General features: G+C 54.9%; 24 protein-coding genes and 1 pseudogene. 13 read left to right on the forward strand and 12 right to left on the reverse strand.

Annotated features, from left to right (window positions below; genetic code table 11):
* Nucleotides 1-399: 399 nt before the first annotated feature.
* From ACR0IY_RS08880 to nhaC, 4 genes are all read right to left on the reverse strand, one after another.
* Nucleotides 400-735, reverse strand: a complete 336-nt coding sequence (locus ACR0IY_RS08880) for a nucleotidyl cyclase domain-containing protein (protein ID WP_480672346.1) — start codon at nt 733-735, stop codon at nt 400-402.
* Nucleotides 728-997 (reverse strand): alpha/beta fold hydrolase, encoded by a 270-nt coding sequence (locus tag ACR0IY_RS08885; protein WP_480672348.1) that lies wholly within the window; start codon nt 995-997, stop codon nt 728-730. Before ACR0IY_RS08885 ends, ACR0IY_RS08880 begins: the two co-directional genes overlap by 8 nt.
* A 310-nt stretch (nt 998-1,307) precedes the next feature.
* Nucleotides 1,308-2,324, reverse strand: a complete 1,017-nt coding sequence (locus ACR0IY_RS08890) for a GlxA family transcriptional regulator (protein ID WP_480672350.1) — start codon at nt 2,322-2,324, stop codon at nt 1,308-1,310.
* Between the two features lie 72 nt (nt 2,325-2,396).
* Nucleotides 2,397-3,869 (reverse strand): Na+/H+ antiporter NhaC, encoded by a 1,473-nt coding sequence (gene nhaC, locus ACR0IY_RS08895; RefSeq protein WP_480672352.1) that lies wholly within the window; start codon nt 3,867-3,869, stop codon nt 2,397-2,399.
* Between the two features lie 613 nt (nt 3,870-4,482).
* Between nhaC and ACR0IY_RS08900 the strand changes: the two genes are divergently transcribed.
* Entirely contained in the window at nt 4,483-4,935 is a 453-nt protein-coding gene (locus tag ACR0IY_RS08900; RefSeq protein ID WP_480672354.1) for a carboxymuconolactone decarboxylase family protein, read from the forward strand.
* Nucleotides 4,936-4,940: 5 nt separating this feature from the next.
* Nucleotides 4,941-5,849: a sigma-70 family RNA polymerase sigma factor gene (locus ACR0IY_RS08905; RefSeq protein ID WP_480672356.1), complete on the forward strand. Its 909-nt coding sequence runs from the start codon at nt 4,941-4,943 to the stop codon at nt 5,847-5,849.
* Between the two features lie 302 nt (nt 5,850-6,151).
* Here ACR0IY_RS08905 and ACR0IY_RS08910 read toward each other — a convergent pair whose 3' ends face one another.
* Together ACR0IY_RS08910 and ACR0IY_RS08915 are read right to left on the reverse strand one after the other, a co-directional pair.
* Nucleotides 6,152-6,436 (reverse strand): DUF1127 domain-containing protein, encoded by a 285-nt coding sequence (locus tag ACR0IY_RS08910; RefSeq protein ID WP_480672358.1) that lies wholly within the window; start codon nt 6,434-6,436, stop codon nt 6,152-6,154.
* Nucleotides 6,437-6,571: 135 nt separating this feature from the next.
* Nucleotides 6,572-7,528, reverse strand: coding sequence for a homocysteine S-methyltransferase family protein (locus ACR0IY_RS08915; protein ID WP_480672360.1), 957 nt, complete (start codon nt 7,526-7,528; stop codon nt 6,572-6,574).
* 166 nt (nt 7,529-7,694) lie between these two features.
* Between ACR0IY_RS08915 and ACR0IY_RS08920 the strand changes: the two genes are divergently transcribed.
* Nucleotides 7,695-9,248: a winged helix-turn-helix domain-containing tetratricopeptide repeat protein gene (locus ACR0IY_RS08920; RefSeq protein ID WP_480672362.1), complete on the forward strand. Its 1,554-nt coding sequence runs from the start codon at nt 7,695-7,697 to the stop codon at nt 9,246-9,248.
* Here ACR0IY_RS08920 and ACR0IY_RS08925 read toward each other — a convergent pair.
* Both ACR0IY_RS08925 and ACR0IY_RS08930 read right to left on the reverse strand, forming a co-directional pair.
* Nucleotides 9,223-10,254, reverse strand: coding sequence for a hypothetical protein (locus tag ACR0IY_RS08925; protein WP_480672364.1), 1,032 nt, complete (start codon nt 10,252-10,254; stop codon nt 9,223-9,225). The genes ACR0IY_RS08920 and ACR0IY_RS08925 overlap by 26 nt on opposite strands.
* Nucleotides 10,255-10,853: 599 nt before the next feature.
* Nucleotides 10,854-11,558, reverse strand: a pseudogene (locus ACR0IY_RS08930) (IS6 family transposase).
* Between the two features lie 26 nt (nt 11,559-11,584).
* Here ACR0IY_RS08930 and ACR0IY_RS08935 point away from each other — a divergent pair.
* The 6 genes from ACR0IY_RS08935 to ACR0IY_RS08960 all read left to right on the forward strand — a co-directional run bounded on the left by ACR0IY_RS08935 (nt 11,585) and on the right by ACR0IY_RS08960 (nt 17,814).
* On the forward strand, nt 11,585-12,067 hold the full coding sequence (locus ACR0IY_RS08935; protein WP_480672783.1) for an AraC family transcriptional regulator ligand-binding domain-containing protein: 483 nt from the start codon (nt 11,585-11,587) through the stop codon (nt 12,065-12,067).
* Entirely contained in the window at nt 12,012-12,530 is a 519-nt protein-coding gene (locus tag ACR0IY_RS08940; protein WP_480672366.1) for a helix-turn-helix transcriptional regulator, read from the forward strand. Before ACR0IY_RS08935 ends, ACR0IY_RS08940 begins: the two co-directional genes overlap by 56 nt.
* Nucleotides 12,531-12,983: 453 nt before the next feature.
* The gene (locus ACR0IY_RS08945) at nt 12,984-14,534 is read left to right on the forward strand and encodes a sugar ABC transporter ATP-binding protein (protein ID WP_480672368.1); all 1,551 of its coding nucleotides are present in this window, start codon (nt 12,984-12,986) and stop codon (nt 14,532-14,534) included.
* A gap of 28 nt (nt 14,535-14,562) precedes the next feature.
* On the forward strand, nt 14,563-15,849 hold the full coding sequence (locus tag ACR0IY_RS08950; protein ID WP_480672370.1) for an ABC transporter permease: 1,287 nt from the start codon (nt 14,563-14,565) through the stop codon (nt 15,847-15,849).
* Nucleotides 15,850-15,931: 82 nt separating this feature from the next.
* Entirely contained in the window at nt 15,932-16,888 is a 957-nt protein-coding gene (locus ACR0IY_RS08955) for a substrate-binding domain-containing protein (protein ID WP_480672372.1), read from the forward strand.
* 113 nt (nt 16,889-17,001) lie between these two features.
* Nucleotides 17,002-17,814, forward strand: a complete 813-nt coding sequence (locus ACR0IY_RS08960) for an IclR family transcriptional regulator (protein WP_480672374.1) — start codon at nt 17,002-17,004, stop codon at nt 17,812-17,814.
* Nucleotides 17,815-17,878: 64 nt separating this feature from the next.
* Here the strand turns inward: ACR0IY_RS08960 and ACR0IY_RS08965 are convergent, their stop codons facing one another.
* Genes ACR0IY_RS08965 through ACR0IY_RS08980 form a run of 4 tightly spaced genes read right to left on the reverse strand, consistent with a single transcriptional unit; the run spans nt 17,879 to nt 22,988 of the window.
* The gene (locus ACR0IY_RS08965) at nt 17,879-18,823 is read right to left on the reverse strand and encodes a substrate-binding domain-containing protein (RefSeq protein ID WP_480672376.1); all 945 of its coding nucleotides are present in this window, start codon (nt 18,821-18,823) and stop codon (nt 17,879-17,881) included.
* A 39-nt stretch (nt 18,824-18,862) separates the two neighbouring features.
* Nucleotides 18,863-19,870: an ABC transporter permease gene (locus ACR0IY_RS08970; RefSeq protein ID WP_170423121.1), complete on the reverse strand. Its 1,008-nt coding sequence runs from the start codon at nt 19,868-19,870 to the stop codon at nt 18,863-18,865.
* Nucleotides 19,867-21,393: a sugar ABC transporter ATP-binding protein gene (locus tag ACR0IY_RS08975; RefSeq protein WP_480672378.1), complete on the reverse strand. Its 1,527-nt coding sequence runs from the start codon at nt 21,391-21,393 to the stop codon at nt 19,867-19,869. The genes ACR0IY_RS08970 and ACR0IY_RS08975 overlap by 4 nt, the downstream gene beginning before the upstream one ends.
* Before the next feature lie 41 nt (nt 21,394-21,434).
* Entirely contained in the window at nt 21,435-22,988 is a 1,554-nt protein-coding gene (locus tag ACR0IY_RS08980; protein ID WP_480672380.1) for a UxaA family hydrolase, read from the reverse strand.
* Nucleotides 22,989-23,072: 84 nt separating this feature from the next.
* Between ACR0IY_RS08980 and ACR0IY_RS08985 the strand changes: the two genes are divergently transcribed.
* The 4 genes from ACR0IY_RS08985 to ACR0IY_RS09000 are packed head-to-tail and all read left to right on the forward strand — an operon-like array spanning nt 23,073 to nt 26,104.
* Nucleotides 23,073-23,810, forward strand: coding sequence for a GntR family transcriptional regulator (locus ACR0IY_RS08985; RefSeq protein WP_480672382.1), 738 nt, complete (start codon nt 23,073-23,075; stop codon nt 23,808-23,810).
* Nucleotides 23,807-24,859 (forward strand): aldo/keto reductase, encoded by a 1,053-nt coding sequence (locus ACR0IY_RS08990; RefSeq protein WP_480672384.1) that lies wholly within the window; start codon nt 23,807-23,809, stop codon nt 24,857-24,859. The genes ACR0IY_RS08985 and ACR0IY_RS08990 overlap by 4 nt, the downstream gene beginning before the upstream one ends.
* Nucleotides 24,849-25,277, forward strand: coding sequence for an RbsD/FucU family protein (locus tag ACR0IY_RS08995; protein ID WP_480672386.1), 429 nt, complete (start codon nt 24,849-24,851; stop codon nt 25,275-25,277). The genes ACR0IY_RS08990 and ACR0IY_RS08995 overlap by 11 nt, the downstream gene beginning before the upstream one ends.
* Entirely contained in the window at nt 25,274-26,104 is an 831-nt protein-coding gene (locus tag ACR0IY_RS09000) for an amidohydrolase family protein (RefSeq protein ID WP_480672388.1), read from the forward strand. Before ACR0IY_RS08995 ends, ACR0IY_RS09000 begins: the two co-directional genes overlap by 4 nt.

Consider the following 26,104-nt stretch of genomic DNA (forward strand, 5'->3'; position numbering starts at 1 on the left):
AGTTTCAGATAGGTTGCCATCCAGCTCACAAACGAGCCGGGTGGCAACTTTGTTTTGAGCCCTCGAACGCAACTGCTTCTTAAGGCGCGGTTTCGGCTTTCAGGCTCAGCCCCGCCCAACGCGAGCCGGGTTTTGTCCAAACCCCAACAATTGCCCTCCAGAACCCAAACGACTGAAACAGGCACCAGCCCATATTGGCTCATCCGAATGAAATCGGGTAGCTGGCAACAGATGCAACTCTGATGACTGCTGCGCTTTGCAAGCCGAAGTGGAATATCCTAAGTGACCGCAAACAAATCCCAGTCACCGGAAACCCCTTTAAAGCGGTGTGACCCGGCGGGAATAAATTCGAGCCCTGAGCCTGCCGTAAGGTCGCGAACAGTTGTTGATACGTTACATTCACCCCCCTGGAGTAGCGTCCAATATCCGTGCTGCTACGTTTACCGCAATGCCGGATAAATCCTGCCCTCGACGCTCGCATTCTCCGGTGCGAACAGCGGCTCGGACAGTAAGACCCAATGCCGCGGCGTCAGATTTAAGGCGCTTCGCGCAGGCAACGGCTCGACTGGGGCCTCCAAATGTTGCCAATACACCGTCTCCCATCGTCTTTACGAGCGTTCCACCCTCGCGTGCAATTGCACGCGCTGCGGCAGCATCGTGAGCCTCTATAATCTCACGCCAACGAGCATCTCCCATTTGGATCGCAGCTTCAGTCGATCCCTCAATATCAGTCATCAATATCGTCATCAGTCATCAATATCGTCGCGAGAATACGATCAGATATCTGCTCGTCCTTGGACGCGAGAGCGAAGGAAGTAATCTCGTCTGCGATTTCATCCAAGTCGCCGATCCAGGGCAGATGATCATCCCTGTCCAATACCTTCAGGCGACCGTTCGGCAGCCCGTCCGCTAGAAACTTTGCGTCTTCGTCGCTAACAACTTGATAGGCAATGGCAACGTCACCGGCGGCGGTAAAGTGTGTACACGGCTTCTCCATTTGTGCCCCCAAAATCTGTGGTTAAATAAATTGAACACGGAAGTGCTAGGGCGAGCAACCATCGTATCACCCTCAAAGCAGACCGCTTTGGGCTCTGTGCGGTCGTTCGGTGTACTCTGCGTGTGTGACCTCTTCGAGAACATACCCAACCTTGCGCCAATGAGCCTCATAGGGAGGGAACGGCCCATTGCGGACATTTGCCGTACTGGATGGGCCGCATCGCAGCGGCCCCAAAACGGACCTTGGTTGGCCGCAGAAAAAATACTGGGGTACGTTTAGATGTCCCAAATCATGACTGTTCAGACGCAAATTATTCACGTCTTTCAGACCACCCCCTTCTGAATGAAGTCGGCGCTTCACCGTAGCGTTTCTTGAATCGTACCGTAAGTTGTGTAGCGCTGCTAAAGCCTGTGGCTGCCGCGATTTCCGCAACCGCCATCTCGGTTTCGCTAAGCAATGCGAAAGCCCTCGAAACGCGCAGTTCTATATAAAACTGTACAGGCGAAGATCCGACATACTTTTGGAAAAGGCGCTCCAACTGGCGACGAGATATCTGCACGGCTTCTGCTATTTCAGGGATATCTAACGGCTCTTCCAGATTTTCTTGCATGATCTGCATCGCGTTGATCAGGTACTGGTTACGACTACCCAAAGCCACCGAAAAGGCTGATTTCTGAAGCGTTTTACTATTATTGGACCGAAAGTGGATGCACATGTCCGAAACGATGACCGCCAGATCATTTCCGAAATCGGATTCGATCATGTCCAACATCATGTCGGTCGCGGCATTTCCACCGCCACATGTCATAAGTTCATTGTCGATCTCATATAGGTTTGATGATGGCTCCAAGTCATCAAAATGTTCGATGAAAGCAGGGTGGTTTTCCCAATGCAATGTGAATCTTTTACCTGACAGAACTCCAGCCTTTGCAAGGGCGAAAGCGCCCGTGCAGATACCCCCCAGATTACATCCAAAGGTTCTTTGACGGCTGATCCAGGACAGGACTTTGGGGTTTGTACTTTCCGCCGGCTCAATACCCGAGCAAACAAACAGCCGCGAGGATCGCGGTAGATTACGCAGGGCATAATCCGGTGTAATTTCAATCCCATTCGAGCAGGTAACCGAATTTCCGTCTTCGGTAATCAGGAACCACTTATACAGTTCCTTGTTTGTGACTTGATTGGCGATCCTCAGAGGTTCCACTGCAGCGCTAAAGGCTAGCATAGTCAGCTTAGGCAGCAGCAGGAAATAGATCTCCTTGGCCGATCCATCATAGTCTATGCGATAGCTGGCCGCGCCCTTTGGGACAAAGTTTCTCGGGTCCATATGCTCTCCTCCCAGTATCGACCAAGGCGGATGAAGGGCACCAACACCTCATTTGGTGTTGGTGCAGAAAGATTAGGCACTCATCTGCGCAACAGGTTCGCCACTTTCCTCCCAGGAGCGGATTTCTTCTTCGCTCGCTTTAGGCGAAAAGAGCCCAGTCATGGCATAGAAGATACCGATGACCGGTGACAGCCAGCAAGCGAATGCAAGCGGAATATACAGCAGGTTTTCGAAGTTGCCGTCCGCGATGCCCAGGCCAAGTGCTGTTATGACGAATGCGCCACCTGCATTCCACGGGATCAGTGGGGATACCAGTGTTCCGCCTTCCTCGACTGCGCGGGAGAGGTTCAGGGGGGAATAACCCATCGCGCGATAGACCGGTGCATACATCCGTCCTGGCAGTGCAATTGACAGATAGGGGTCACCTGCAACCGTGTTGGTCGCGACAGAGGTTAGGATGGCCGAGGTTTGAATACCGGCAAACGTCTTCACCTTCGAGATGACAACTTTGATGATAGCCTGAAGGCAGCCTACGCGTTCAAGCGCTCCACCAAAACCAAGGGCCAGCAACACCAGTGAGATTGTCCACATCATTGACTGGATGCCGCCACGGTTCAGCAGAGGATCGATCTCCGGAACACCGGTGTCAATCGAGTAGCCACTGTTGGCGAAGGTGAACGTCTCATGCAGCCCAGCCCCCTGACAAAAGATAGCCATGACGCCGCCCGCCACGGCCCCTGCGAACAAAGACGGGATCGGCGGTTGTTTCATGACTGCCAGCACGATGACCAGAACAGCGGGAAACAGCATGATCGGCGAAATCCAGAACGCGTCGTCCAGCGCAGTCGTGATTGCATGAATGCGGTCAAACGAAACCTGAGTGGTATCGATCAGAGTGAAGCCAACGACAAAGTAAATCACCAGCGCAATCAGCATCGAAGGAACTGTCGTCGGAAGCATATTCCGAATGTGATCGAACAGATTAGTCCCCGTCACGGCAGGTGCTAGGTTTGTCGTGTCTGATAAAGGAGAGATCTTGTCTCCAAAAAATGCACCAGAGACCACCGCCCCCGCTGTCCAGTACATGGGGATACCGAACCCGGCACCGATCCCCATCAACGCGAGGCCCACCGTGCCAGTCGTTCCCCAAGAGGTGCCCAATGAAACAGAGACTATAGAGCAAAGGACCATTCCTGCAGCAAGGAAAAGCTCAGGCGACAAAATCTTGAGACCATAGTAAATCAGCGTCGGGACAGTACCGCTTGCGATCCACACACCAATGATCATTCCTACTGTGATCAGTATCGACACTGACGGCAGGGAGATATTGATGACGTGGAACACGCCCTCTTCGATGCTCGGCCATTTGTGCCCCAACAGAAGGCCAACGATGCCAGTGATCGCGATCCCGAATGCCAGTGGTATATGCGGGGTAAAATCCCCGAAATAGAAAAGCTGCAGCCCAAGCACACACAGGGTAAGCACTATTGGCACAAGGGCCAGCAATAAGCCGGGCTGCCGTATGTTGTCTTCATTCGCAGACATATGGGTCTCCTCCTTTGGAATAATCCAGATCCGTGATGATCTGCGGAAGAAACCAAGTTTGGCGGTGTAAGACTGTCGGTCAGTGCGCACATCTTGTAAGAATTTGCGACATTGGGGCGTCGGATTTCGGCGTCTTCGAATGAAATGAAGACTGACCAATGCGATCACGCTAAACAGTTTACCTGCGCTTAGGCCATCTCACCTCCTTTATTGGAGCACATTACAAATTTTGCTCGAATTGAAGTGGTTCTGTTGGTCAAGACCCATAAGAGACATTGAATAAGTACCGCACATGCTGCGGTCGCAGCCGGCTTAGCGGTCAGTCGCTGCAAGTGCAAAGTTACGTGCGCGCCTGAGGCCGGGAGCGCAATAAGGCTGCCCTTCGAATATCTACATTCAATGACAGAAGCCCTGCAGGTTTTATTGGTTGATCCAGTCGGCCTGCGTAACCGCTTGAGTAAAACATTCGCGAAATGCTGAAGAACATTGCGCAGCTCGATTGAGATTCAACTGACCTTCTTACGCAATAAAAACTGATTTGTTGCGCAACCATGTCACAAACCCCATACTTGCTGCGTCCTGTTTCTGTACACCCCTAAAACAGGAGCGCCACATGAAATCCCGCCTCAACCATTTCGCCGTTGCCCCACAATTGATGCAGCCTATGCTTGATATGGAGGAGTGCCTCAAATCATCGGGTCTGGAGCACAGTCTCATCGAATTGGTAAAATTGCGTGTGTCGCAGATCAACGGTTGCGCATTCTGCATCCACATGCACACCCATGACGCGCGTGCGCAGGGCGAAAGTGAAGACAGGCTTCACTTGTTGAATGCCTGGCGAGAGTCGCCCCTTTATTCCGAGCGTGAACGCGCCGCTCTTGCCTGGGCCGAAACGCTGACCCGCATCGAGCAGAATGGCGCACCGGATCACATCTATGAAGAAATGGCCGTTCAGTTTTCAGATCAGGAAAAGATCGCCCTGACATTGGCGGTAACAACGATCAATTCCTGGAACCGCATTGCTATTGGCTTTGCAACGCCACATCCTACCGCCAAGGAGGCCTAGGCCGCATGAGTTATATGACTTCACTCGTCAACGACCAGGTTTTTGTCGATCTGCGACCACGCTTGTTCGCGGTCGCCTATCGAATGCTGGGCACCGTTAGTGACGCAGAGGATGTAGTACAGGACGCATTTTTGCGTTGGCAGAAGGTTGATCATATCAGTGTGCGGGACGCGACGGGGTTTCTGATCCGAACGGTCACGCGGTTGTGTCTCGATCACATGCGGGCCGCGCGTACTCGACGCGACACATATCCCGGTGAGTGGTTGCCCGAACCACTGATCACAGATGATGCCACGGAGCGACTGGATCGGGACGTCTCGGTGGCACTCCTGCTGGCGCTGGAGCGGCTAACGCCACTCGAGCGGGCAGCCTTTCTACTCCATGATGTGTTCGAGCAACCATATGACGAGCTGGCACGGGCACTGGAACGCACACCTGAATCCTGCCGCCAGCTTGTCAGCCGAGCGCGGAAACATGTGCAGTGCAGCAAACCTCGAACGCAGGTTGAGCCGCAACAAGGCGAAGCTATCGCGAAGGCATTTTTTATGGCCGCCAAAAGCGGCGACCCCGACGTTCTTACCAATTTGCTTGCGCAAGACGTACGATTTGTCTCGGATGGCGGCGGCAAAGTGCTGGCGACACTCAATCCGATTTTGGGCCGAGACAAGGTGATGCGGCTATTGTCTGGACTGGCGCGTAAATACTCTGATCAACCTGTACAGCAATGGCAATTCTGCCACCTGAACAATCTGCCATCGATCCTCAGCCACGAAACTGACGGCATTTTGCAAACAACATCCTTGGAGATCGAATACGACTTGATTACAGCTGTTTACGTGGTGCGCAATCCGGAAAAGACTCGTCATCTGTCTTTCGGCGAACACACGCCCATCAACCTCGGCCTATTTGACTGAGGTCACAACATCGGCTCATAGCCGACCTTGGCAACCAGGTCTGGGTGCCGCGGTCGCTATCTGCATTGCTGACATTCGCGACACCTACTCGATTACGGTACAGGTGGGCGTTCAGGAAGCGGGCTAAGCTGTCGATAGGGCCTTACAGTTTTGCCAACAATTGTACCACGGTAAGTAGTACGAGCGAGCATCGGAGTTCTCTAGCCATGGTACTTGAATGCTGGTGTGCTCAGAATTTTTTGAGCACACCTTGACGCTATGGGGTAAGCGTTCCTTGTAAGACTCGTTCAAGGCCTAACAGGTCAAAAACTCCAACTTTTATCTCGTCCAAAACGCAAATCCTTGTGGTAGAGTTCCGGGTTCAGGCCAATGTCTTTCAGCATTCGTTTATCAAGCTGAGACACATGCCGGAGATCCCGCCTAAAGCGATATTCACGAATAACGGCGCTACGCAATTGCGAAAACAGCTTGGCGAAAACCTCAGCAAATGGGACGCTACTCTTTCCCCTTTTATTTGGCGCCTTGGCGCCAACCGGTTGAATCACCACGCTGGGCGGGACAGAAAAAGAACTACGTTCGGTTGTCATTTTTACCTCCTATCTTCGGCGTAATCGCCCCGAAGATTCCCGAACCGCTGAGCCGCCAAGCTTTGCGGCAACTTGAGCCTATTGCGATGACAGTCTGCTTTTCACAGTCCGGGGTTATGTGATCTAAGTCGTCGGTCAGACGGTTACGGTGGTCGGTTGCTGGGTTGCCATGCAAACTTGCTCGACATGACGATGATCGGTGCCGCAGCACCCACCGATGACGGTCAGATTGGGCAGAATTTTTGCAAGCTCTTGATGAAGCTCACCGAATTCCTGCGGGTTCCCGTCATCCAACTCTTCAGCTTCGTCCAACTCGGCATGGGACAGGCGTGACGCATTGGCCCGCACTCCCATGATCCGCTTCGTCCAATCGCCGCCCTGCTCAAGGACAGAACGGAAATGATCGGGATGCGCGCAGTTGATCATGAAGTATGCCGCTGCGCCTTTTGTGGCGGCGTCGACCTGCTCTATGGCAGAACGCAAATCCTGACCCGAGGGCAACCGGCCGTCGGTCTCGACGGTGAACGAAATCACCACCGGAATACCAGAGGTATGTGCAGCGCGCACAATGCCGATCGCTTCTTCGACATAGGTCATAGTGATGGCCGAAACCATGTCTGCGCCCATCTCTGCGAACCAGCCCACCTGTGTCTGGTGATAGGTTTCGGCTTCGGTCACACTCATTATTTCTGTCGGGGCGTAACCGTCGCTGTGAGGCCCGATTACTCCGTTGATCACAAAGGGCGACTCTGGGGTTTCGTGCTCATCCCGCATCTTGACCAGCGTTGCGATAACCTCGCGATGGACCCCTCTAAGTTCATCACGGTCCACCCCGAGCTCAGCCGCCCAACGGGGGCTCGCACGCCAGGTCGGAGTGTCCATTATGAACCCACGGCGATGATTTACGGCCAGCCCGGCGAACCTGCGCATGTATCTGTCTATGGCGTCGATGCCCTCTTGCCTTTCCAGGGCTTTAAATGCCGCAAACAGAGGCAGGTCGATCCCGTCGTGAAAGACTAGGGTAGTTTCAAGGCCGCCGTCCGCTACCATCTGGGTGCCGTTCAATTGCGGTAACTCATTGCGATATTTCATTGCTACTCTCCTGTTTTCAGGCCCCAAAGCGGACCGTTAAGGATGAAACGGGAATAGCGGCGGCACGGATTCGAACCTCGAGCAGCATCTGAGCTTTTCCTGAGAAAGTATGAGGGCTAGGCTTGTTTCAAACGAGAATTGTTTCAAACATGATCGGCTCCGGGCCATGAAATACGCGTTCAATGAATATACGGTTGATACCGATCTCTTTCAGATATCGCGGGGCGAGGCCTGTAACAGTCTGACCCCACAGACCCTGCAAATTCTGGAATACCTCATTGCCAACCGGGACCGAGTGGTTCTGAAGGACGAGTTGGTCGAGCAGGTCTGGCAAGGCCGGTTCATCACTGACGCCACTTTGTCGACCGCGATGAAAGAAGCTCGCCAGGCGGTTGGAGACACAGGCCGGGACCAACACACAATCAAGACCTTACATGGCACAGGGTTTCGCTTTGTCGCTGATATCGACATGCCCGTCACTAAAACTCAAGACACACCGGCACTTGACGGTATTGTGCTTGCGGTACTTCCTTTCAAAAATCTCGGTACAAACTCCGACGATGGATTTCTGGCCGAAGGTTTGACCGAAGACACGATCACCAATCTGTCCCGGTTTCGCGAATTTACCCTGCTATCACATCGCACAACCGCCCAGTTGGCAGTCGATAAGGCTTCAAACTCGGACATGTCAGACCGATATGCGGTCACACATGTCGTCGAGGGCAGCGTTCGAAGGTCTCAAAGCCAGCTACGGGTGACGGTGCAAGTGACCGAGGCCATCAACGGCACGCTAATCGCGACCGAACAATTTGACCGTGGTAGCGGACCAGAAGAGCTGTTTGATATTCAGGAAGAAATTGCGGCTCTCATTGCCGGCCGCCTTGGAAGTCGCCACGGCCTGGTGGCAAAAAACATCGCTCGATCTCTGCCCGACGGGCGCACTCAGTCCTGGGAAACTTATTTCCTCGTCGCGCAGTTTTATGAATATTACCGGTCCTACGATCATTCCATACATGCAGATATTCGGGAAAGGTTAAAGGACGCGCTCGAAACGGATCCTCATTCTTCGGATGGGTGGGCGGCATATGCCATGCTGCTGCTGGAAGAGTACCGCTACCACGTCAACCAGCGCCCCGATATCGACGCCTTGGCGCTCTCGGCAGAAGCTGCGCGTAAGGCCGTGAAATGCGACGGGCTGAATGCCTTTGCGCAAATGACACTGGCGCTGACCATCTTCTACCAGATGGACATTGCAGGATTTCGGGTAGCTGCCGAACGTGCGCTTGAGTTGAATTCCGGCCATTGCGATGTTCTGGCCGAGATTGGGTCCTGCCATCTGTTCCTGGGCGAATATGATCGCGCGGTCGAATTGTTGGATCGGGCGATTGACCTGAGCCCAGTCCACCCCGGATGGTATCACTATGCGAGATGCTGGCTATACGCATCGCAGGGTTTCACCGAAGCCGCTCTGGTGGAGATTGAGAAGTTTCCTATGCCCGAGTTCTTCTGGTACCAGGCCCATCTTGCCTGGCTTCACGGCGAATTGGGCAATACCGGAAAAGCCCGCGCAGCAGCTGCGGTCATGCGAGAGATGTTTCCGATCTTCGAGGACGTTGTCTATGAAGAACTCGCGATGACCGGTATCACTCCGGAGCGCGGTGAAATGGCTATCCAAGGATGGCGCAAAGCGGGACTCAGTATTCCGGAATATCCGTCTTAGGTCGCCGACGCGCCATAGAAGGTACGGCAATTAAGCCCGAGAATACGACAGCGGCGGCCAATGCCGTGTAACCTCCCACGGCAATCGCAAGGCTTCCGATCACGCCACCCAACGCAAAACACAGAAGGTAGCGTGCCATACCTGCAGCTGGCGTATCCGTCCGATCCAGGTAGAGAGGGAAGAACAGGAAAAGTCCGAATGCATTTAGCAGTATAGTCATGCCAACCAAAAACTCGGTTTTAGACAAGTAGGTGAGCCCGCCCGCAAATGCCGCGAGTAGTAAGCCTACTACCTTGGCGCGCAGTCCCAATCGCTTGGGCACAATACCGGCAAGGTAGGACCCCAAGCCGGACAGCAACAAGCTAGCGGCCAACCAAGCGCTTAGACTGCCAAGATCTTGCTCTGCCGAAAATACTTCGAGAAAGGCCCAATAGGCACCCATACAGATGAAAAAGGGCAGCAAGCTAATGTCCCGCTTCCAGTTGAATTGCCCTCCATTGCGATAGTTTTGCGCAGGCATTTTCCGAAACAACAGTATTACCTGTATCGCCGAAAGAAGGGCCAAAAAGGTCAGTAAAGACCACTCGGCTACGTGAATTATAACCAACAGAATGAACGAAGCGGCACACCCGATCGCCATTCCGTTGCCAATAGTTCGCAGAACCTTTGACTCTGTGAAACTGCGCGACAAGGGCAAAGCCAAAACAACACCAAACGCCAAACCAACACCGCCTGCCCCGACAAACAAAACCGCAGTTGAAATACCCTGTACGGTCGCAGCACCGGTAATGCCGCTGAACGCAACAATCCCGGCTACGCGCAGCAAAGCCTTATTTCGCGTGTCGGCCCCAATCGCACATCCGACCGCAGAGCACAGCATGACGACGCTTGCCAACAGGCCAACGGCCACGTCGGTAATCCCGCTTTTTTCGGCCAGTTCAGCCAGCCAAATTGGCATCGTATTTAGAACGGTAACGGCCAAGGCGATTATGAATAAACGTGTCAATCAACCACCCCCGCCAAGTCAGCTTCTGTTCTCTTTCGATGTTTGCTCACCCTAAACATTTGGTCAATGTTACCGAAAATGAGCTTTTGCGCTCGCTAGAGGGCTTTAAGAGTTTTCAGCAAATATTCTCCAAACAAACCTTGGTAACTAGGGGCTAGACAGTCAGAGAATCCTCAGTTTCAAAAGTACAAATTGAGTCCTGCGGATTACACCCCGCTCGCCTTCGTTGACGGATATCAAATACTGTTCAATCTCGTGTTTGGTCTGCGTGCTAAAGGGATCGACTTTGAGTGTTTCCACAAATGTATCTCTTCTAGAAAAGAACTTTAGGCGATCGAGGACGATTTTTGTCGGCTGAGCTTCGCAGCTCCGATACGGCAAACTTGTCATAATTTCCATCAGTAATGAACCCTCACTACGCTCACGGCCCAAACCAGCCATTCATCGACTGGTCACCATTCCGCAGTAACAGCCCGCATTTCCGACATTCGCCGCGCGAGCAAAACTCGAAGCAAGTCGAACTCGCGGCCTTACCCGAGCACCACACTGATCGCTGGCTGGAGAACGGGATGTGTCGCAAACTTTTGGAATGGCCAGAGTCAGCGTCTTATTGGGCACACTTGTCCTGCGATCTTGGCGAATAGCTGAAAGCCAGACGTCGTAGTGCTGGGGAATTGCTGCTTTCGGAACATGTTGGCGACCTCGATACCGTCCAAAGTAGCCGATACGGATCTAAACGATTTGAACCCGCACATGTGTCGTCCGCGACGCTTGATAAACCGATGATCCTGTTCGATCAGGTTGCTCAAATATTTGGACCTGACCGTTTGGATTTTGGCTGGGCAGCCAAACCGACTAAGAATTTTGTTCACCTCTCGAATGCCCGCCGCGTTGGCGTCACTTTTGTCAATAACGATCTTGCTCGGGACACCGTTTGACCACAGAGCTGTGCCAAAGAAACTTGCGGCTGCTGGACGGTTCCTCCGCTCGGACAGCATGAAATCAAGGGTATTTCCTGCGTTGTCGACGGCACGCTAGAGGTACATCCATTTGCCCCGCACTCGAACGTATGTCTCGTCCTTGCGCCAGGATCTCAGCGTTGGGCGTTTCTTCAATTGCGCCTGCGCAGCAATCATCGGTGAATACTTCACAACCCACATGTTGAGAGTTGCGTGGTCCACCTGCACGCCGCGTTCGGCCATAATTTCTTCCAAGTCACGATACGACACTGTGTCCCGCAGGTAGAAGTACACAACGTACAAAACTGCGTCCTTGGGAAAATGAAAGCCTTTCAAGGAAATCATGCTGAAACCTGTAGGAGAACAATGCGCTGAGAACAGACGCCGGAACCTGCGGGCGCGTCACTCCAGACAAAAAGGTTGCAATGCAACCTGAAATCCGAGCGATTGAAAACCTCGTGCGCCTTGCGCCCGAAAACGTCGGTCTTGGCTTTCTTGTTGGCCGGGCGACCCATGTGCATGCCTTCGGTATTTGGGGCTTTGCGATCCTGACCAGCCCGACTTTGCGGGCTGCAATCGAGACGTCGATCAACTACGCGAAAATGTCCTTTCTAATTGCTGAGATGGCGCTGGTTGAAGACGGTATGGAGGCGCGGTTGGAGTTCGATACATCCGACATCCCGACCTTAATGCACCGTCATATTCTTGAGCGCCATCTGGTTATCTCGGTGAAGTTCATCCGGGACCTTCTGCAACAACCTGGCTTCTCTGATTTTAAAGCGCGGCAGATTGATAAATATGCTGAATACCCATCAAGATGCGCCAAGAGAGCAATGCGTTGGTTTTTCCGGTGACCGTCCTCGATGCGCCTCTGCCAAAATCCGATCCAGTTTCTGCCTGGACCAATGCAAATCCCAGCTTGAAGAGCTTTCCGGAGCATTACCGCAATGGTCGCAACGGATGCGCGATGCCATTGTCGACGACATTGGAAAGGAGCATCAGATTGAGGACATTGCATCTAGGCTGGCAGTTTCTGAGCGCATGCTGCGGCGCAGATTGACATGTGAAGGCACCAGTTTCCAACAGCTCTATTTCGATACAAGAATGGCCATTGCGCATGAACTGCTTTCGTCAGCGGGGAGGAATATCGAGACTGTCGCCGGGCGCGTCGGCTACGCAGAACCAGCCAGTTTCGCGCGAGTTTTTGCTAAGAATTTCGGGAATAGTCCCGGTGAGGTTCGCAAAATGAGTTCTGTTGGATCAACAAAATTCAATGCGTCTACCATCATTCGTTGCCCTAAATCACCACCTGCTTAGGAATGTCTGTAGGACACTGCCGCTTCGCGAGCGAACCTAGCCAAAATCTTTCGCAAGAGAGCTCCCTTCGAGTTCTGCAGTGATGTTGCCGACCAACTTCGTGCGATGGAGACGATTACCCAAGATTTTCACTGGTGAAACACTCCAATTCTCCAATATCCATCGAACGATTAGAGTGCACTGGTAGGAATTCAGAAGTGATCTTTGTATCTGCAAATTGGTTTAAGTCTTTGCAAAGGAAATATGAAAATTTTTATTTTTCAGCGCTCTAAGAAAATTATGGAAGAAAATCGCTTTCTTCTTTCTGGCAGATTCTGAAATCAGATCAGGCACGCAAATAACTGCTCACTAACTCCGGGGAAAATACCTCTTGACGCTTCGCTGGCGCATATGGTTTCGTATATGAAACCGTTTTACGGTGAATCGTTTAGATCGGCGAAGGGAGGCGCTGTGATGGCGAAACAAGAATCCGCGCTGCGTGCGCAACAAGGAACCGAAAGCCAGATCACCGCGTCCCTTAGCGGGATTGGTATGTCGTTTTCAGGCGTATCTGTTCTCCGGGATGTCGACCTCGTTTTCGACGGTGGTGAAATCCACACTTTGATGGGCGAGAATGGTGCCGGGAAAAGCACGCTGGTCAAAATCATCTCTGGCGTTCAGAAACCCACATTTGGAAAATTCCAGATTGATGGTGAAACTGTAGAATTCGATGCGCCGCGCGATGCAGAAAAGCACGGCATCGTAATCATGCATCAGGAACTCAGTCTGATCCCGGAAATGACAGTGGCCGAAAACGTCCTGCTGGGGCATGAGCCCCGGAAGTTCGGCACCTTCATCGACCGCAAAGCGCTGCGGGAAAAGGCAAAGAAGGCGCTGGCTCGCTTCGGGTTCACGCTGGATATCGACACCCCTGTCAAAGATCTACGCGTTGGCGAGCAGCAACTTGTCGAGATTGCACGTGCCTTGCTGATGAATGCGCGGCTGCTGATCATGGACGAGCCGACCTCGGCCCTGTCGCAAGCCGAAGCTGACATTCTGATGGAGGTCGTGCGCGATCTGGCCCTACAGGGCGTTGCCGTAGTCTACATCTCGCACCGAATGGACGAAGTATTTGAAATCTCGGACCGGGTTACGGTTTTACGTGACGGTGACCTGATCGGCACGCGGCTGGCCTCCGAGACGACGTCAGCCGAACTGATCCGCATGATGGTCGGTCGCACGGTCGAAATCAACGCCGTCGAACGCCAGAATCCGGCGGCTGATGAAACCGTATTGCAGGTCGACAACCTGTCGGCCTGGGACGGCAAACGCAAAGTGTTGGACGATGTTTCATTTGATCTTAAGCGCGGAGAGATTCTGGGTATCGGCGGCCTTTTGGGGGCGGGCCGGACTGAGTTGCTGGAGACACTATTCGGCGCAAGAGGTGCCAGTTATCAGGGTGAGATAACGTTGGAGGGTAAACAGCTGCGGCCTGTTAGACCTCAGGACGGGGTGCGCAGTGGGTTGGCCCTGATCACCGAAGATCGAAAAGGCAACGGCCTGATCCTTGATCGCTCAATCTCATCAAACGTTGCGTTGCCGTTGATGCCTTTGCAGTCCCGATTTGGGCGTTTTTCCGAAGCCGAGCAGCGCAAACAAGCGCTTAAGGCCATCGAAACACTCAAGGTTGCGGCAACCGGCCCCGAACATCCGGTTGGCAAACTCAGCGGGGGCAATCAGCAAAAGGTGGTTTTGGGCAAATGGCTGGCAACACAGCCTCGCGTCCTGCTTCTGGATGAGCCCACGCGCGGTATCGACATTGGGGCCAAAGACGAAATTTATGACCTGGTCGGACGACTGGCAGATCAGGGTATCTCGGTTTTGTTCGCAAGTTCTGAGCTTTCTGAGTTCATGGCCGTCTGTGATCGCATGATTGTGCTTTGCGAAGGCCAGATGGCCGGAGAGCTGTCCCGAAAAGAAATGTCCGTGGATTCAATCAAGGCCCTGGCGATGCAGTTCCGCTAACTGCCCCGGCCCACAAAAGAGAAAAGACATGACCGTTATGGAACCCAACAGCCCGACAGCGAAACAAGACCGCCCAAGTGCGGCGATGTTCATGCAGCTATTGAGCAAAACCAAACTGTATTGGGGGCTGTTTGCCCTGATCCTGTTTGGTGCGCTGACTTCACCCCTTTCTTCGAAGGGCAACAACATCTTTCTGTCACTGGGTAACCTTACGGACATCCTGCGGCAGGTATCGGTCACCGGGATTGTCGCGGTTGGGATGACGATGGTGATCTTCATCGCGGGCATCGATCTGTCTGTGGGATCAGTCATGGCATTGGGCACAGTGATCTGCGCCATGCTGCTCACTCAGGAAGGCTGGACTGCCGCAAGTTACTTTGGCGTTCCTGCGACCGGGATTGTCCTTTTTGTAACCATCGCGGCCCTGATCTATTTCGTGCAAAGCAACCTGAACCGCACCTCAGAAACTGCAGCGACGACAAGCGCGCCGTCGCGGATTCTGAGCCGTCTGGTCGCGGCTGCAATTGCAATTGGCGTGATGTTATGGCTGGCTGGTCAGGTCATGCCAAAGTTCGGTGTTCTGGCCGTGCTGATTGTGGTGCCTTGCATCGGCGCCGTCATGGGCACGGTGAACGGAGCACTGATCGTCTATGGTCGTTTGCAGCCTTTTATTGTGACCTTGGCGATGATGGTGGGTGCGTTGGGTTTGGCGCGTGTAATTGCGGGGCAGGACACGGCTGTTTACCCGGTCTACACCGGCAGCAATGCGACCGAGAATTTCGAAGTGCTGCGTGAATTGCTATGGAGCGCCCTGCCCGTACCCGGGCTTTTCTTCCTTGGTGTCCTGTTGGTTTTTTTCCTGATTACACGGTTCACCACATTTGGCAGCTACTTGATGGCCATCGGCGGCAATGAAGAGGCCGCGCGTCTGGCTGGCATCAATGTTGGCCGTAACAAGATCATCACTTACGCGCTGGCTGGGGGCCTCTCAGCGCTGGCGGGAGTGCTCTATGTGGCGCAATTCCGGCAAGGCAAGCCGGATGCCGGCCTCGGGCTGGAACTGGATGCGATCGCGGCTGTTGTGATTGGTGGCACCAGCCTGATGGGCGGTCGTGGGGCAATCATGGGGACTTTTGTTGGGGTGCTGATCTTCGGCTTCCTCAGCAACATCCTGCAACTCAACAACATCGACAGCAACACGCAGCTGGTGCTCAAGGGCATCATCATCGTGGTCGCCGTCCTGCTTCAGGAAGGGCGATTTGAAGAGATCTTTGTCATGGCGAAAGAGCGCCTCGGCAGAGGGAGGAGGCTCTAACCTCAGATCTTGGCGGACCAAGGTTAGAGCAATCAGAACGCGGGAATTTGGAGAAACCCGCATCATGACTAAGGAGTAGACTATGAAAAGAAGAACATTTGGCAAGGGCCTGATGGCCGCCACCGCGCTCGCAACCTCGTTTTCGGCCTCGATGGCACTGGCGGGTGACAACTATGTGATCGGATTTTCGCAGGTAACCACAGTTGAGCCCTGGCGCGTCCAGTTCAACAAAGACCTACGCGCCGAAGCGGACCAGCACGACAATGTCGAGCTGATCATCGCGGACGCCAACGACCGCACTGAAAAGCAGGTGGCGGATGTTGAGAACTTTATCCGTCAGGAAGTTGACGCGATCCTGATCTCGCCCAAGGAATCCGCTGGTCTGACCGGTGTGGTCGAGCAGGCAACCGACGCGGGCATCCCTGTCTTCGTCCTGGACCGCAACGTAGACACTGAAAAGTTCGTCCAGTGGGTCGGTGGCGATAACGAACTGATCGGCCGCGAAGCCGGTAAGTTCGCGCTGGACCAGCTGGGTGGTGCAGGTGCGGCCAAAGGCACCATCGTTGAAATCTGGGGTGGTCTGGGCACACAAGCCGCGCATGATCGCGCCAACGGCTTCCACGAAGCCTTTGAAGGCGAAGAAGGCGTGACCTTCCTGCTCGATCAGCAGTCGGGTGACTGGAAGCAGGATCAGGCCTACGACATCATGTCGACCGCCCTGCGCAACTATGAAGACATCACCATGGTCTATGGCCACAACGACCCTATGGCCTATGGCGCTTATCTAGCCGCCAAAGACGCGGGCCGCGCGGACGACATCATCTTTATCGGTGTTGACGCCCTGCCCGGTGAAGGCGTGACCTGGGTTGCTAATGGCGAACTGTCGGCCACGTTCCTGTATCCAACCCCGGGTGCCGAAGGTCTGCGCCAGGCTCTGAAGCACCTGAAAGGTGAAGAGGTGCCAAAGTCGGTCGTTATGGGCACCGAGGCAATCACTGCCGATAACGCAGGTGAAATCCTGAAGAAGAACGGCTTGTAAGGAACGATCAGGCCGGTTTCCTTTCTCCTCCCTGTCGGGGTGGCCGGTCGGACACGCAGGGGCTTGCGCCCCTGCTGTCTTTTTTGAGAAAGCTTCGAAAAAAGGTGCCGCGAATGTCCGAGCAAAAAACGAAACTCCAAAAGTACTCCGCTCCCGCTTTGGAGAAGGGATTGGATATTCTTGAGTTTCTCTCTCTGTCGGACACTGCCCCTACCCTGTCTCAGCTTGCGCAAGGTATTGGCCGTTCAAAGAACGAAATCTTTCGCATGATGATCGTGCTGGAGGAACGCGGTTACATCGATCGCCAGGAAGGTGACCTGTTCAAACTGACCGGAAAGCTTGCCCTGTTGGGCGGAGACCGGACTGACAACAGCAAACTCGCAGAATTGGCTGAACCTTACATGAACCGTTTGGCCGAAGAGATCGAGCTGTCCAACCACCTTTGGGTACCAAATGGCAAAGACGAGCTGATTGTGATCAACAGTGTCTCGTCGTCTCAAAATTATGGCGTCACGGTGCAAGTCGGTTACACAACGCCAGTGTTTCCGACATCGGCTGGGGCGTGTTTTCTTTCGGAAATTGCCTCACGCGAAGATCGGTTGGCGTATCTCCGCAAAATAGCATCGGAGGAAAACCCGAATTCTCTGCAAGAGTTTTCTGATCAGGCGGCAGTTTGCGCCGACCAGAACTACATCTCGCTCGGCAGCCCCGAGAGCAATGCCATAAGCGAGATTTCGACACCTATCCGCCATGGCATGGGTCAATCCGTGATCGCGTCACTGACGATTCCGCATTTCGCTTCCGCCTTGATCGACAACCGCCGCGAATTTGTCATTGATGCGCTGAAAACGACGGCGGCTCAGTTGCAAGCCAGCGTAGCGACCCGAATGCCATTGCCCCGCACGCCTTGGTATCAATTCACCTGACAATCTGCAGATGAACCCATCCGGCCCGCCCAAAAGGCAGGCCGGACAGTTTGAGTGGTTGTACTTAGTCGTACAGAACGGCCGAGATCTTCGGGTCGTCAATGTTTGAGGCATCGTAGTAGTAGAAGCCTGTATCGATCAGACCTGGAACCTCTTCTCCGTTCAGAGCCGCAACTGCTGCTTTCACCGTCTCATAGCCAATTCCGACCGGGTTTTGCGTGATCGCGCCCGCCATCAGACCGCTCTTGATTGCGTCTTTCTGAGCTTTGCCGCTGTCGTAACCGATGATGACCAGACCCTCGGTGCCCAGCTCCTGAACGCCGTTTACGACACCGATTGCTGAACCTTCGTTGGTGCCAAAGATCCCATTCAGATCGGGGTTCGCCGTCAGGATCGCCTTGGTGACTTCGGTCGACTTCAAGTGATCCCCTTGCCCGTACTGAACCGTTACAACTTCGATATCCGGGTATTTCTCGGCCATACGGTTCACGAAGCCGTCGCGACGATCGATGCCGGTGCGGCTGGTCTGGTCGTGCGCGACAACTGCGACTTTACCTTTGCCACCAATTTTCTCGGCCATCTTGTCGGCCGCGAGCCCGGCTGCCGCCAGGTTATCCGTTGTCGCGGTTGAGAGCGGAATGTCACTGTCAACGCCGCTGTCGAAAGCGATGATCGGAATGCCTTTTTCGTTGGCCTGCTTCAAAAGCGGGATTGCAGCTTGGCTATCCAGAGCGGCAAAACCAATGGCTTTGGGGTTGTTGGCCAGAGCGGCAGCCAGCATGTCGATCTGACGGTCCACCATTGTTTCGTTGTCAGGGCCCTCGAAGGTAATTGTGACGCCATACTCGTCAGCCGCCTGCTCCGCACCCGACTTCACGGCCTGCCAGAACTGATGCTGGAAACCTTTGGATACCAGCGGGATGTATATTTCTTCTGCAGCCGCCATCGAGGCGGGCCCTGCCAAGGTGGCTGCACTCAGCGCACCCAGAATGAAACGACGTGTAAACATGTTTTCTCCTCCACAGTTGGTCGTTTTTTGTTGAATTTCTCAGCCTGACTTTTTGCGCCGCGCCATATCGGCGTAGACGGCCAGAATGATGATTGCGCCGGTCACAACGGTCTGCCATTCCTGCGCGACAGACAGCACGCGCAATCCGTTGGTCAACACGGCCATGATCAACGCACCGATGAGCGTACCCAGAATCGTCCCGCGTCCGCCCGACAGAGATGTCCCTCCGATCACCACGGCGGCGATCGCCTCCAGTTCGTATCCCAGTCCCAATGCAGGTTGTGCGGAATTCAAACGCGAGGCGATGAGGATTCCGGCGATGCCGCAGATCGCTCCGGCCAGAGCATAGATGCGCATCTTCCACATGTCGGTGTTCACACCGGACAGGCGCACAGCTTCCTCATTTGAGCCAAGAGCAAAGGTGTACCGGCCCAGAACTGTGCGCCCCAGGATATAAGAGGCCGCAATGGCAACCAGGAACAGGATCAAGACGCCATTGGGGATGGGCAATGACGGGAAAACCTCTCCTATCAGCGACCCGCGCGAGATCAGGTCGAAACCTGGCGTATCGTTGAAATAGATTGGCCGCGTCCCCGAGATCACCAGCGACAGACCTTTGAGGATCAACATCATCCCCAGCGTCGCGATGAATGGCGGGATCTTCATCTTGGCAACAAATGTGCCTGAGCAAAGCCCGCAGAACGCTCCTGCTGCAATGGCTGCGGCCACGCCCAACAGCAATGGCATCCCAAGATACGTTAGAACCACCCCTGCGATCACAGCGCAGAAGGTCATCAGTGTACCGACCGACAGGTCAATCCCGCCGGTAATGATGACCAACGTCGCCGCGACGGCCAGAACACCATTTACCGAGGTGGCTTGCAGAATGGCGATCATGTTCGAGGTCTGCATGAAGTTGGGCGACGCAATGGAAAATCCGATCAGCAGAACGATCAAACTGGCGAAGGCCAACAGCTTTTGATACGCGCCGCTGTCCGCAAGGCCCGAGAGTGGCTTTTTCTTTTCAATGTCGGTTGCTGTGGTCATTGGACTGTCCCTGTTACCTGCATCGCCGCCGCACGTTGCGTGGCCAGATGCATGATGTCTTCTTGAGTGGTGTCTTTCCCGCCGGGCAGAATGCCGGTCAGTCTCCCTTCGCACATCACGGCGATGCGATGGCTGAGGCGCATGATCTCGGGCAGTTCGGATGAGATCACGATGATCGTCTTGCCCTGCCCCGCCAGTTCTTCCAGCAGCTTGTAAATCTCGGATTTCGCGCCGACGTCGATACCGCGGGTCGGTTCGTCAAAGATCAGAATATCGCAGTCGCGCAGCAGCCATTTGGCGATGACAACCTTTTGCTGATTGCCGCCAGACAGCAGGCGAACCTCCTGCACATCCGATGGTGTTCGAATACCCAATTGCTGGATGTAGCTTTTGGCGGTGTCGCTGATTTCACCATCGTGCAGAACGCCGCCTGCGCCCGTGAAAAGGTCCATTGAGGCAAGCGCGATATTGTCGCGCACGTTCATGCCAGTAGCGAGCCCGAAATGCTTTCGATCCTCGGACAGGTAACCGATCCCCGCTTTGACCGCGTCGGTGGGTGATTTGATTGACACCGCCTGGCCATGCACTCGGATGTCGCCGCTATCCTTGGGGTCGGCCCCGAAGATAGCCCGCGCAACCTCGGTACGACCTGCGCCCATCAGACCGGCAAAGCCCAGAATTTCGCCCTTCTGGACCGAGAAACTGACATCTTGGATTTCGTTGCTCCGGTTCAACCCGGTGACCTGCAGAGATATCTCGGCATCACCCAGATCGGGCACGTCCAGCGGTTCTTCCTTGACCTCTCGACCCACCATCATGGCGATGATCTGGCTGATGGGGGTTTCGGCAGCACCAACTGTTCCGACGTATTCCCCATCGCGCATAACCGTCACGCGATCCGAGATTTGCTTGAGCTCGTCCATCTTGTGGCTGATGTAAACGATACCCACGCCCTCGGCCTTGAGGCGACGAATGATGACGAACAGCTCGGCAATCTCGGCGTCATTCAGGGCCGCCGTGGGCTCGTCCATGATGAGCACTTTTGACCGAAAGGATAGTGCCTTGGCGATCTCGACCATCTGCTGTTTCGCGATGGTAAGGCTTCCAACCAACGCCTTGGGATCAAGGCTGAGATTCATCGAAGCAAAGATTTCAGCGGTCTGAGCATTCAGCGCCGCCTCGTCCAAACGACCAAAGCTCTTGCGCGGTTCGCGCCCGATAAAAATGTTCTGAGCGACGGTCAAATCGTTCATCAGGCTCAGCTCCTGATGGATGATCCCGATGCCCAGATCCTGCGCTTCGCGCGGGGTTGTCGGGCTGACTTCACACCCTTCGATCTTCAGCGTTCCGCCATCGCGCTGATAGATACCCGACAAGATCTTCATCAGCGTGCTCTTCCCGGCCCCGTTCTCGCCCATCAGCGCGTGAACTTCGCCCGGTTCCAGATCGAACTGCACGGATTTCAGCGCGTGCACGCCGGGGAAGAATTTATCAATCCCCGTCATTTCGACCAATTTATTCATTTTTCCTCCCATGCGCCCCTCTCCCTTGGGCCCGACGCGGGTTACATCACCGCGCCGATTTGCCAGGGGACGAATTCAACGCCCCCAAAGCCAAGTTCCTCACTTTTTGTTTTTTGGCCCGAAGCCACGCGGATGAGCATTTCGAACAGCTCTTCGCCTTTTGCCTCGATGCTGACCCCGTCGGTCACGATGTCACCGCAGTTCAGGTCCATGTCGTCGGACATGCGGGTGTACATCTCGGAATTGGTGGCCAGCTTGATACAAGGTGTCGGCTGGTACCCCGAAACCGAGCCGCGTCCGGTGGTAAAAACGATCAGGTTCGCGCCCGAGGCCACTTGTCCGGTCACCGAACACGGATCAAACCCGGGACTATCCATGAAAACGAACCCGTGCTTGTCGACCATTTCACCAAATTTGTAGACGTCGCGCAGAGGGGCTGTGCCGCCTTTGGCAACGGCTCCCAGCGATTTTTCAAGAATGGTTGTCAGGCCACCGCGCTTGTTGCCGGGGCTTGGGTTGTTGTCCATCTCACCGCCGTTGCGGGCGGTGTAGTCCTCCCACCAGTGAATGCGTTCGATCAGCTTTTCGCCAACTTCGACCGTTTCGGCCCTCCGGGTCAGCAAGTGCTCCGCCCCATAAATTTCCGAGGTCTCCGACAGGATCGTTGTTCCACCATGGCGCACTAGCAGATCCGAGGCATATCCCAAGGCCGGGTTTGCGGTGATCCCTGAATAGCCGTCCGAGCCGCCGCATTGCATGCCGACCGTGATGGCACTGATCGGAGCGGGGAAGCGTTCGGCCTGATTGGCCAATTCAGCGATGCCGCGCAGTTCTTCGAGCCCCCGCTCGATTGTGCGCCGCGTTCCTCCCTCGTTCTGAATGGTCATATAGCGCAGGGCACCGTCAGCGCGGATTGGACGACCGCCGACAAGGTCTGCTACCTGCATGACCTCACACCCCAGACCAATCAGCAGGATGCCCCCGAAATTCGGATGCTGTGCATACCCGGCCAAGGTTCGAAACAGGGTAGCATAGCCCTCATCTTTGCCGGACATTCCGCAACCGGTCCCATGCACAATCGGCACCACGCCATCGACGTTGGGAAAACTGCTCAACAGGCCGGATTTTTCCGCCGCCTCAGCGATAAAACGCGCCACAGACCCCGAGCAGTTCACGGTGGTCAGAATTCCGATGTAGTTTCGCGTGCCTACCTTGCCGTCGGTACGATGGTATCCTTCAAATGTCCGGTCTTCAGTCAGAGCAGGCAGCGGCGCATTCGCGCTGGCATGCGCATAGTCCTGCTGATGCGCCCCCATGCCGAGGTTGTGCACGTGGATATGTTCGCCCGGCGCGATATCGCATTTGGCCTGTCCGATGATCTGGCCATAGCGAACAACGTTTTCGCCAGCATGAATTGGTGACACCGCAACTTTGTGACCGCGGGAAACAGGCGCCGCCAAGGGCTCCGGAACCTGCGCCGGTTGTTCGCCCGCCTGCAGGTCGCGCAAAGCAATGACGATATTGTCCTGCGGATTAAGCTTCACGACGTCGCGCGTCGCTTCTTCCAAAACATCTATGCCGCCGTGTGCTTGCATCTCTTCCCCGCTTGCTTGGCCAATGTTGCTAAATCCAAAATCACTACTTGTCAACTAACATGTTAGAATGCTAAATTACGAAGTATGAACAAACACCACGATATTGATGCCGCGCTGCTGCCCGAGATCACGACGATCGAAGGGCCGCTAACTCAACGGGTTCACCACTCTTTGAAGCAGGCGATTCTCTCGCTTGATTTCCCACCCGGGGCGAATCTCCGAAAGGCTCCTGTGTGTGAGCGATTAGGCGTTTCTCGTGCACCTGTTGCCGACGCAATCGCGCGTCTGGCCTCTGAAGGGCTGGTCGATGTGGTGCCGCAATCAGGCACCCGCGTATCTTACTTTTCTATGGACGAGATCCGCGAAGGTGCTTTCCTACGTGAAGCGCTTGAGCTTGCCACTGTTGCCAAGGTCGCACGCGATCTGACCGACGATCAGCGCAAACGGTTGAGCCGCAACATGCGCCTGCAAGAACTGCTGATCGAGGATGAGGACATCCCAGGCTTTTATCAGGCAGACGAAGAATTCCACGGCCTGCTGATGGAGTTTACCGGATTCCGCCGCCTCGCGGACGTAGCCCAGACCGTTTCACTACAAGTCAGCCGCGCTCGAATGCTGTTGTTGCCCACCCCCGGCCGGATCGCTGAAACATTGGCAGAGCACAAGGCCATTTTCGATGCAATCAGCGATCGGGATGAACGGGGTGCGCAGGACGCGATGCGCATCCACCTCGGGCAGTTGATGCCGCGCATCGAGCAGTTGGAACAGCAAAAGCCCGAATTGTTCAACCTCACCCCACTGCTGAATAGCGAGGCAGGATGACCGTTTCCAAAACAGAATTACTGAACAATCGGACCACACGGCCCGTTCCCCTGACCCGCATGGGGTTCGGCGGGGCACCGTTGGGGAACCTGTATCGCAAAGTCTCAGATGAGGACGCGCAAGCGGCATTGCAGGCCGCCTATGACGCAGGCATCAGGTTTTTTGACACCGCGCCGCAATATGGACTTGGCCGGTCAGAGCATCGGTTTGGGCAGGCGATCAGTCGGTTCGGTCGCGAAAACATTCAGCTTTCGACCAAGATCGGTCGCTTGTTACTGGATTGCGAACCGCATGAGGTGACACCCGAAGCATTCGTGGATGTGCCGCAGAAACGGATCGTGTTCGACTATACCTATGACGGGGTCATGCGGTCTTATGAGGCCAGCCGCGACCGGATCGGTGTGGCCAACTCTGACATTCTTTTGGTGCACGATGTCTGTGTATTCAGCCAGGGCAGCCAGGAAATGTCGGCCGCCAAAGTGCGCGAGCTTTTTGATGGCGGGGGATACAAAGCGCTAACCGAACTGCGCGATGCAGGCGAAATCGCCGCAATCGGCGCAGGCGTAAACGAATGGCAGGTCTGCGAAAAACTGCTTGGATTGGGGGATTTCGACGGATTCCTGCTAGCCGGACGCTATACGCTGCTGGAGCAGGAAGCGCTCGACAGTTTCCTGCCACTGTGCGAGCAGCGCGATGTCGGGATCATCCTCGGGGGACCTTACAATTCAGGCATCCTCGCCACCGGAGCTGTGCCCGGCGCCAAGTACAATTATGCAGACGCGCCCGAAGACATTCTTAACCGGGTCCGTAAGATCGAAGCCGTTTGCGCGGCCCACAACACTTCGCTGATCGCCGCTGCGCTGCAATTTGTTCTGGGTCACCCTTGCGTCAAGACGGTGGTTCCCGGAGCCGTCAACGCATCCGAAGTCCAGTCCAACGTAGCATTGATGGAGCGTGACATTCCCCCGGGCCTGTGGTCGGACCTACGATCCGAAGGTCTGATCCGACCGGATGCGCCTCTGCCAAGCGAGACTGCAGATGCTGCGTAACATCGACCCGATCCTGTCGCCGGAGCTGCTGTATACTCTCAGGGCCATGGGCCACGGGGATGAAATCGTCATCGCAGACGCGAACTTCCCGGGTTCCAGCAGCGGGCCGGACTGCATCCGGGCGGATGGATCTTCGGCCAGTGAAGTGTTGCAAGCGGTCTTGTCGGTGATGCCGTTGGACACATTCGTTTCTGATCCGGCGTTGACAATGCAGGTAGTCGGCGACCCCGACGCAGTTCCTGACGCAGTCGCGGACTTTCAGCGCATCATCGACACGACCGCCGACAACCCTGCCAAAGTTCAGGGCTTGGAACGGTTTGCATTCTACGACCGTGCGGCCAACGCTTTTGTCATCGTTCAGACAGGCGAACGCAGGCTTTATGGCAATATCATCCTGAAAAAGGGTGTGATCGGATGAGGATCGACGCGCATCAGCATTTCTGGGCTTTGACGCGCGGCGACTATGGCTGGCTGACGCCCGATCTAAGCGCGATCTACCGGGATTTCACGCCAGTGGATCTATTGCCTTTGCTCAAAAACGCCGAGATTGACGGCACTGTTCTTGTTCAGGCGGCGCCCACAGTGGCTGAAACGGAATACATGCTCTCGTTGGCTGATCAGAATGCGTTTGTCAAAGGTGTTGTAGGCTGGGTTGATTTTGAAGCCGACGATGTTGGCGCGCAGATTGCTGCGTTGGCAGCGCGCCCGGCACTGGTTGGTCTCCGTCCGATGATACAGGACATCGCTGACCCTCTATGGATGCTCGGCGACACGCTGTCAGCTGCTTTCGTGGCTGTCCAACGGCACGACCTGACATTCGACGCGTTGACCTTGCCCCAACATCTGGACCCGCTCAGACAACTTCTTGAACGCTACCCCGATTTGCGCGTGGTCATCGACCATGGATCAAAACCGTTGATCAAAGACGCGATCTTGGGTGATTGGTCTGACAATATGGCGGCCTTGGCTCGGGATAGCGACGCATGGTGCAAACTGTCCGGCCTCGTGACTGAAGCTGCCACAAACTGGACGATTGAAGACCTGCGCCCCTATGTGGATCACCTGCTGAACACTTTCGGCCCGTCGCGTCTGATTTGGGGCAGCGATTGGCCGGTTTGCACCTTGGCCAGCAGTTACGAGCGTTGGTGCGAAACCACCGACGAGCTGCTGAAGCAGCTGAGCAACGCAGAACGCCAGGCGATTATGGGTGGTAACGCCGCCCGGGCCTATAACCTCAGGGATTGA

It is taken from the genome of Ruegeria sp. BC1, assembly GCF_056539305.1.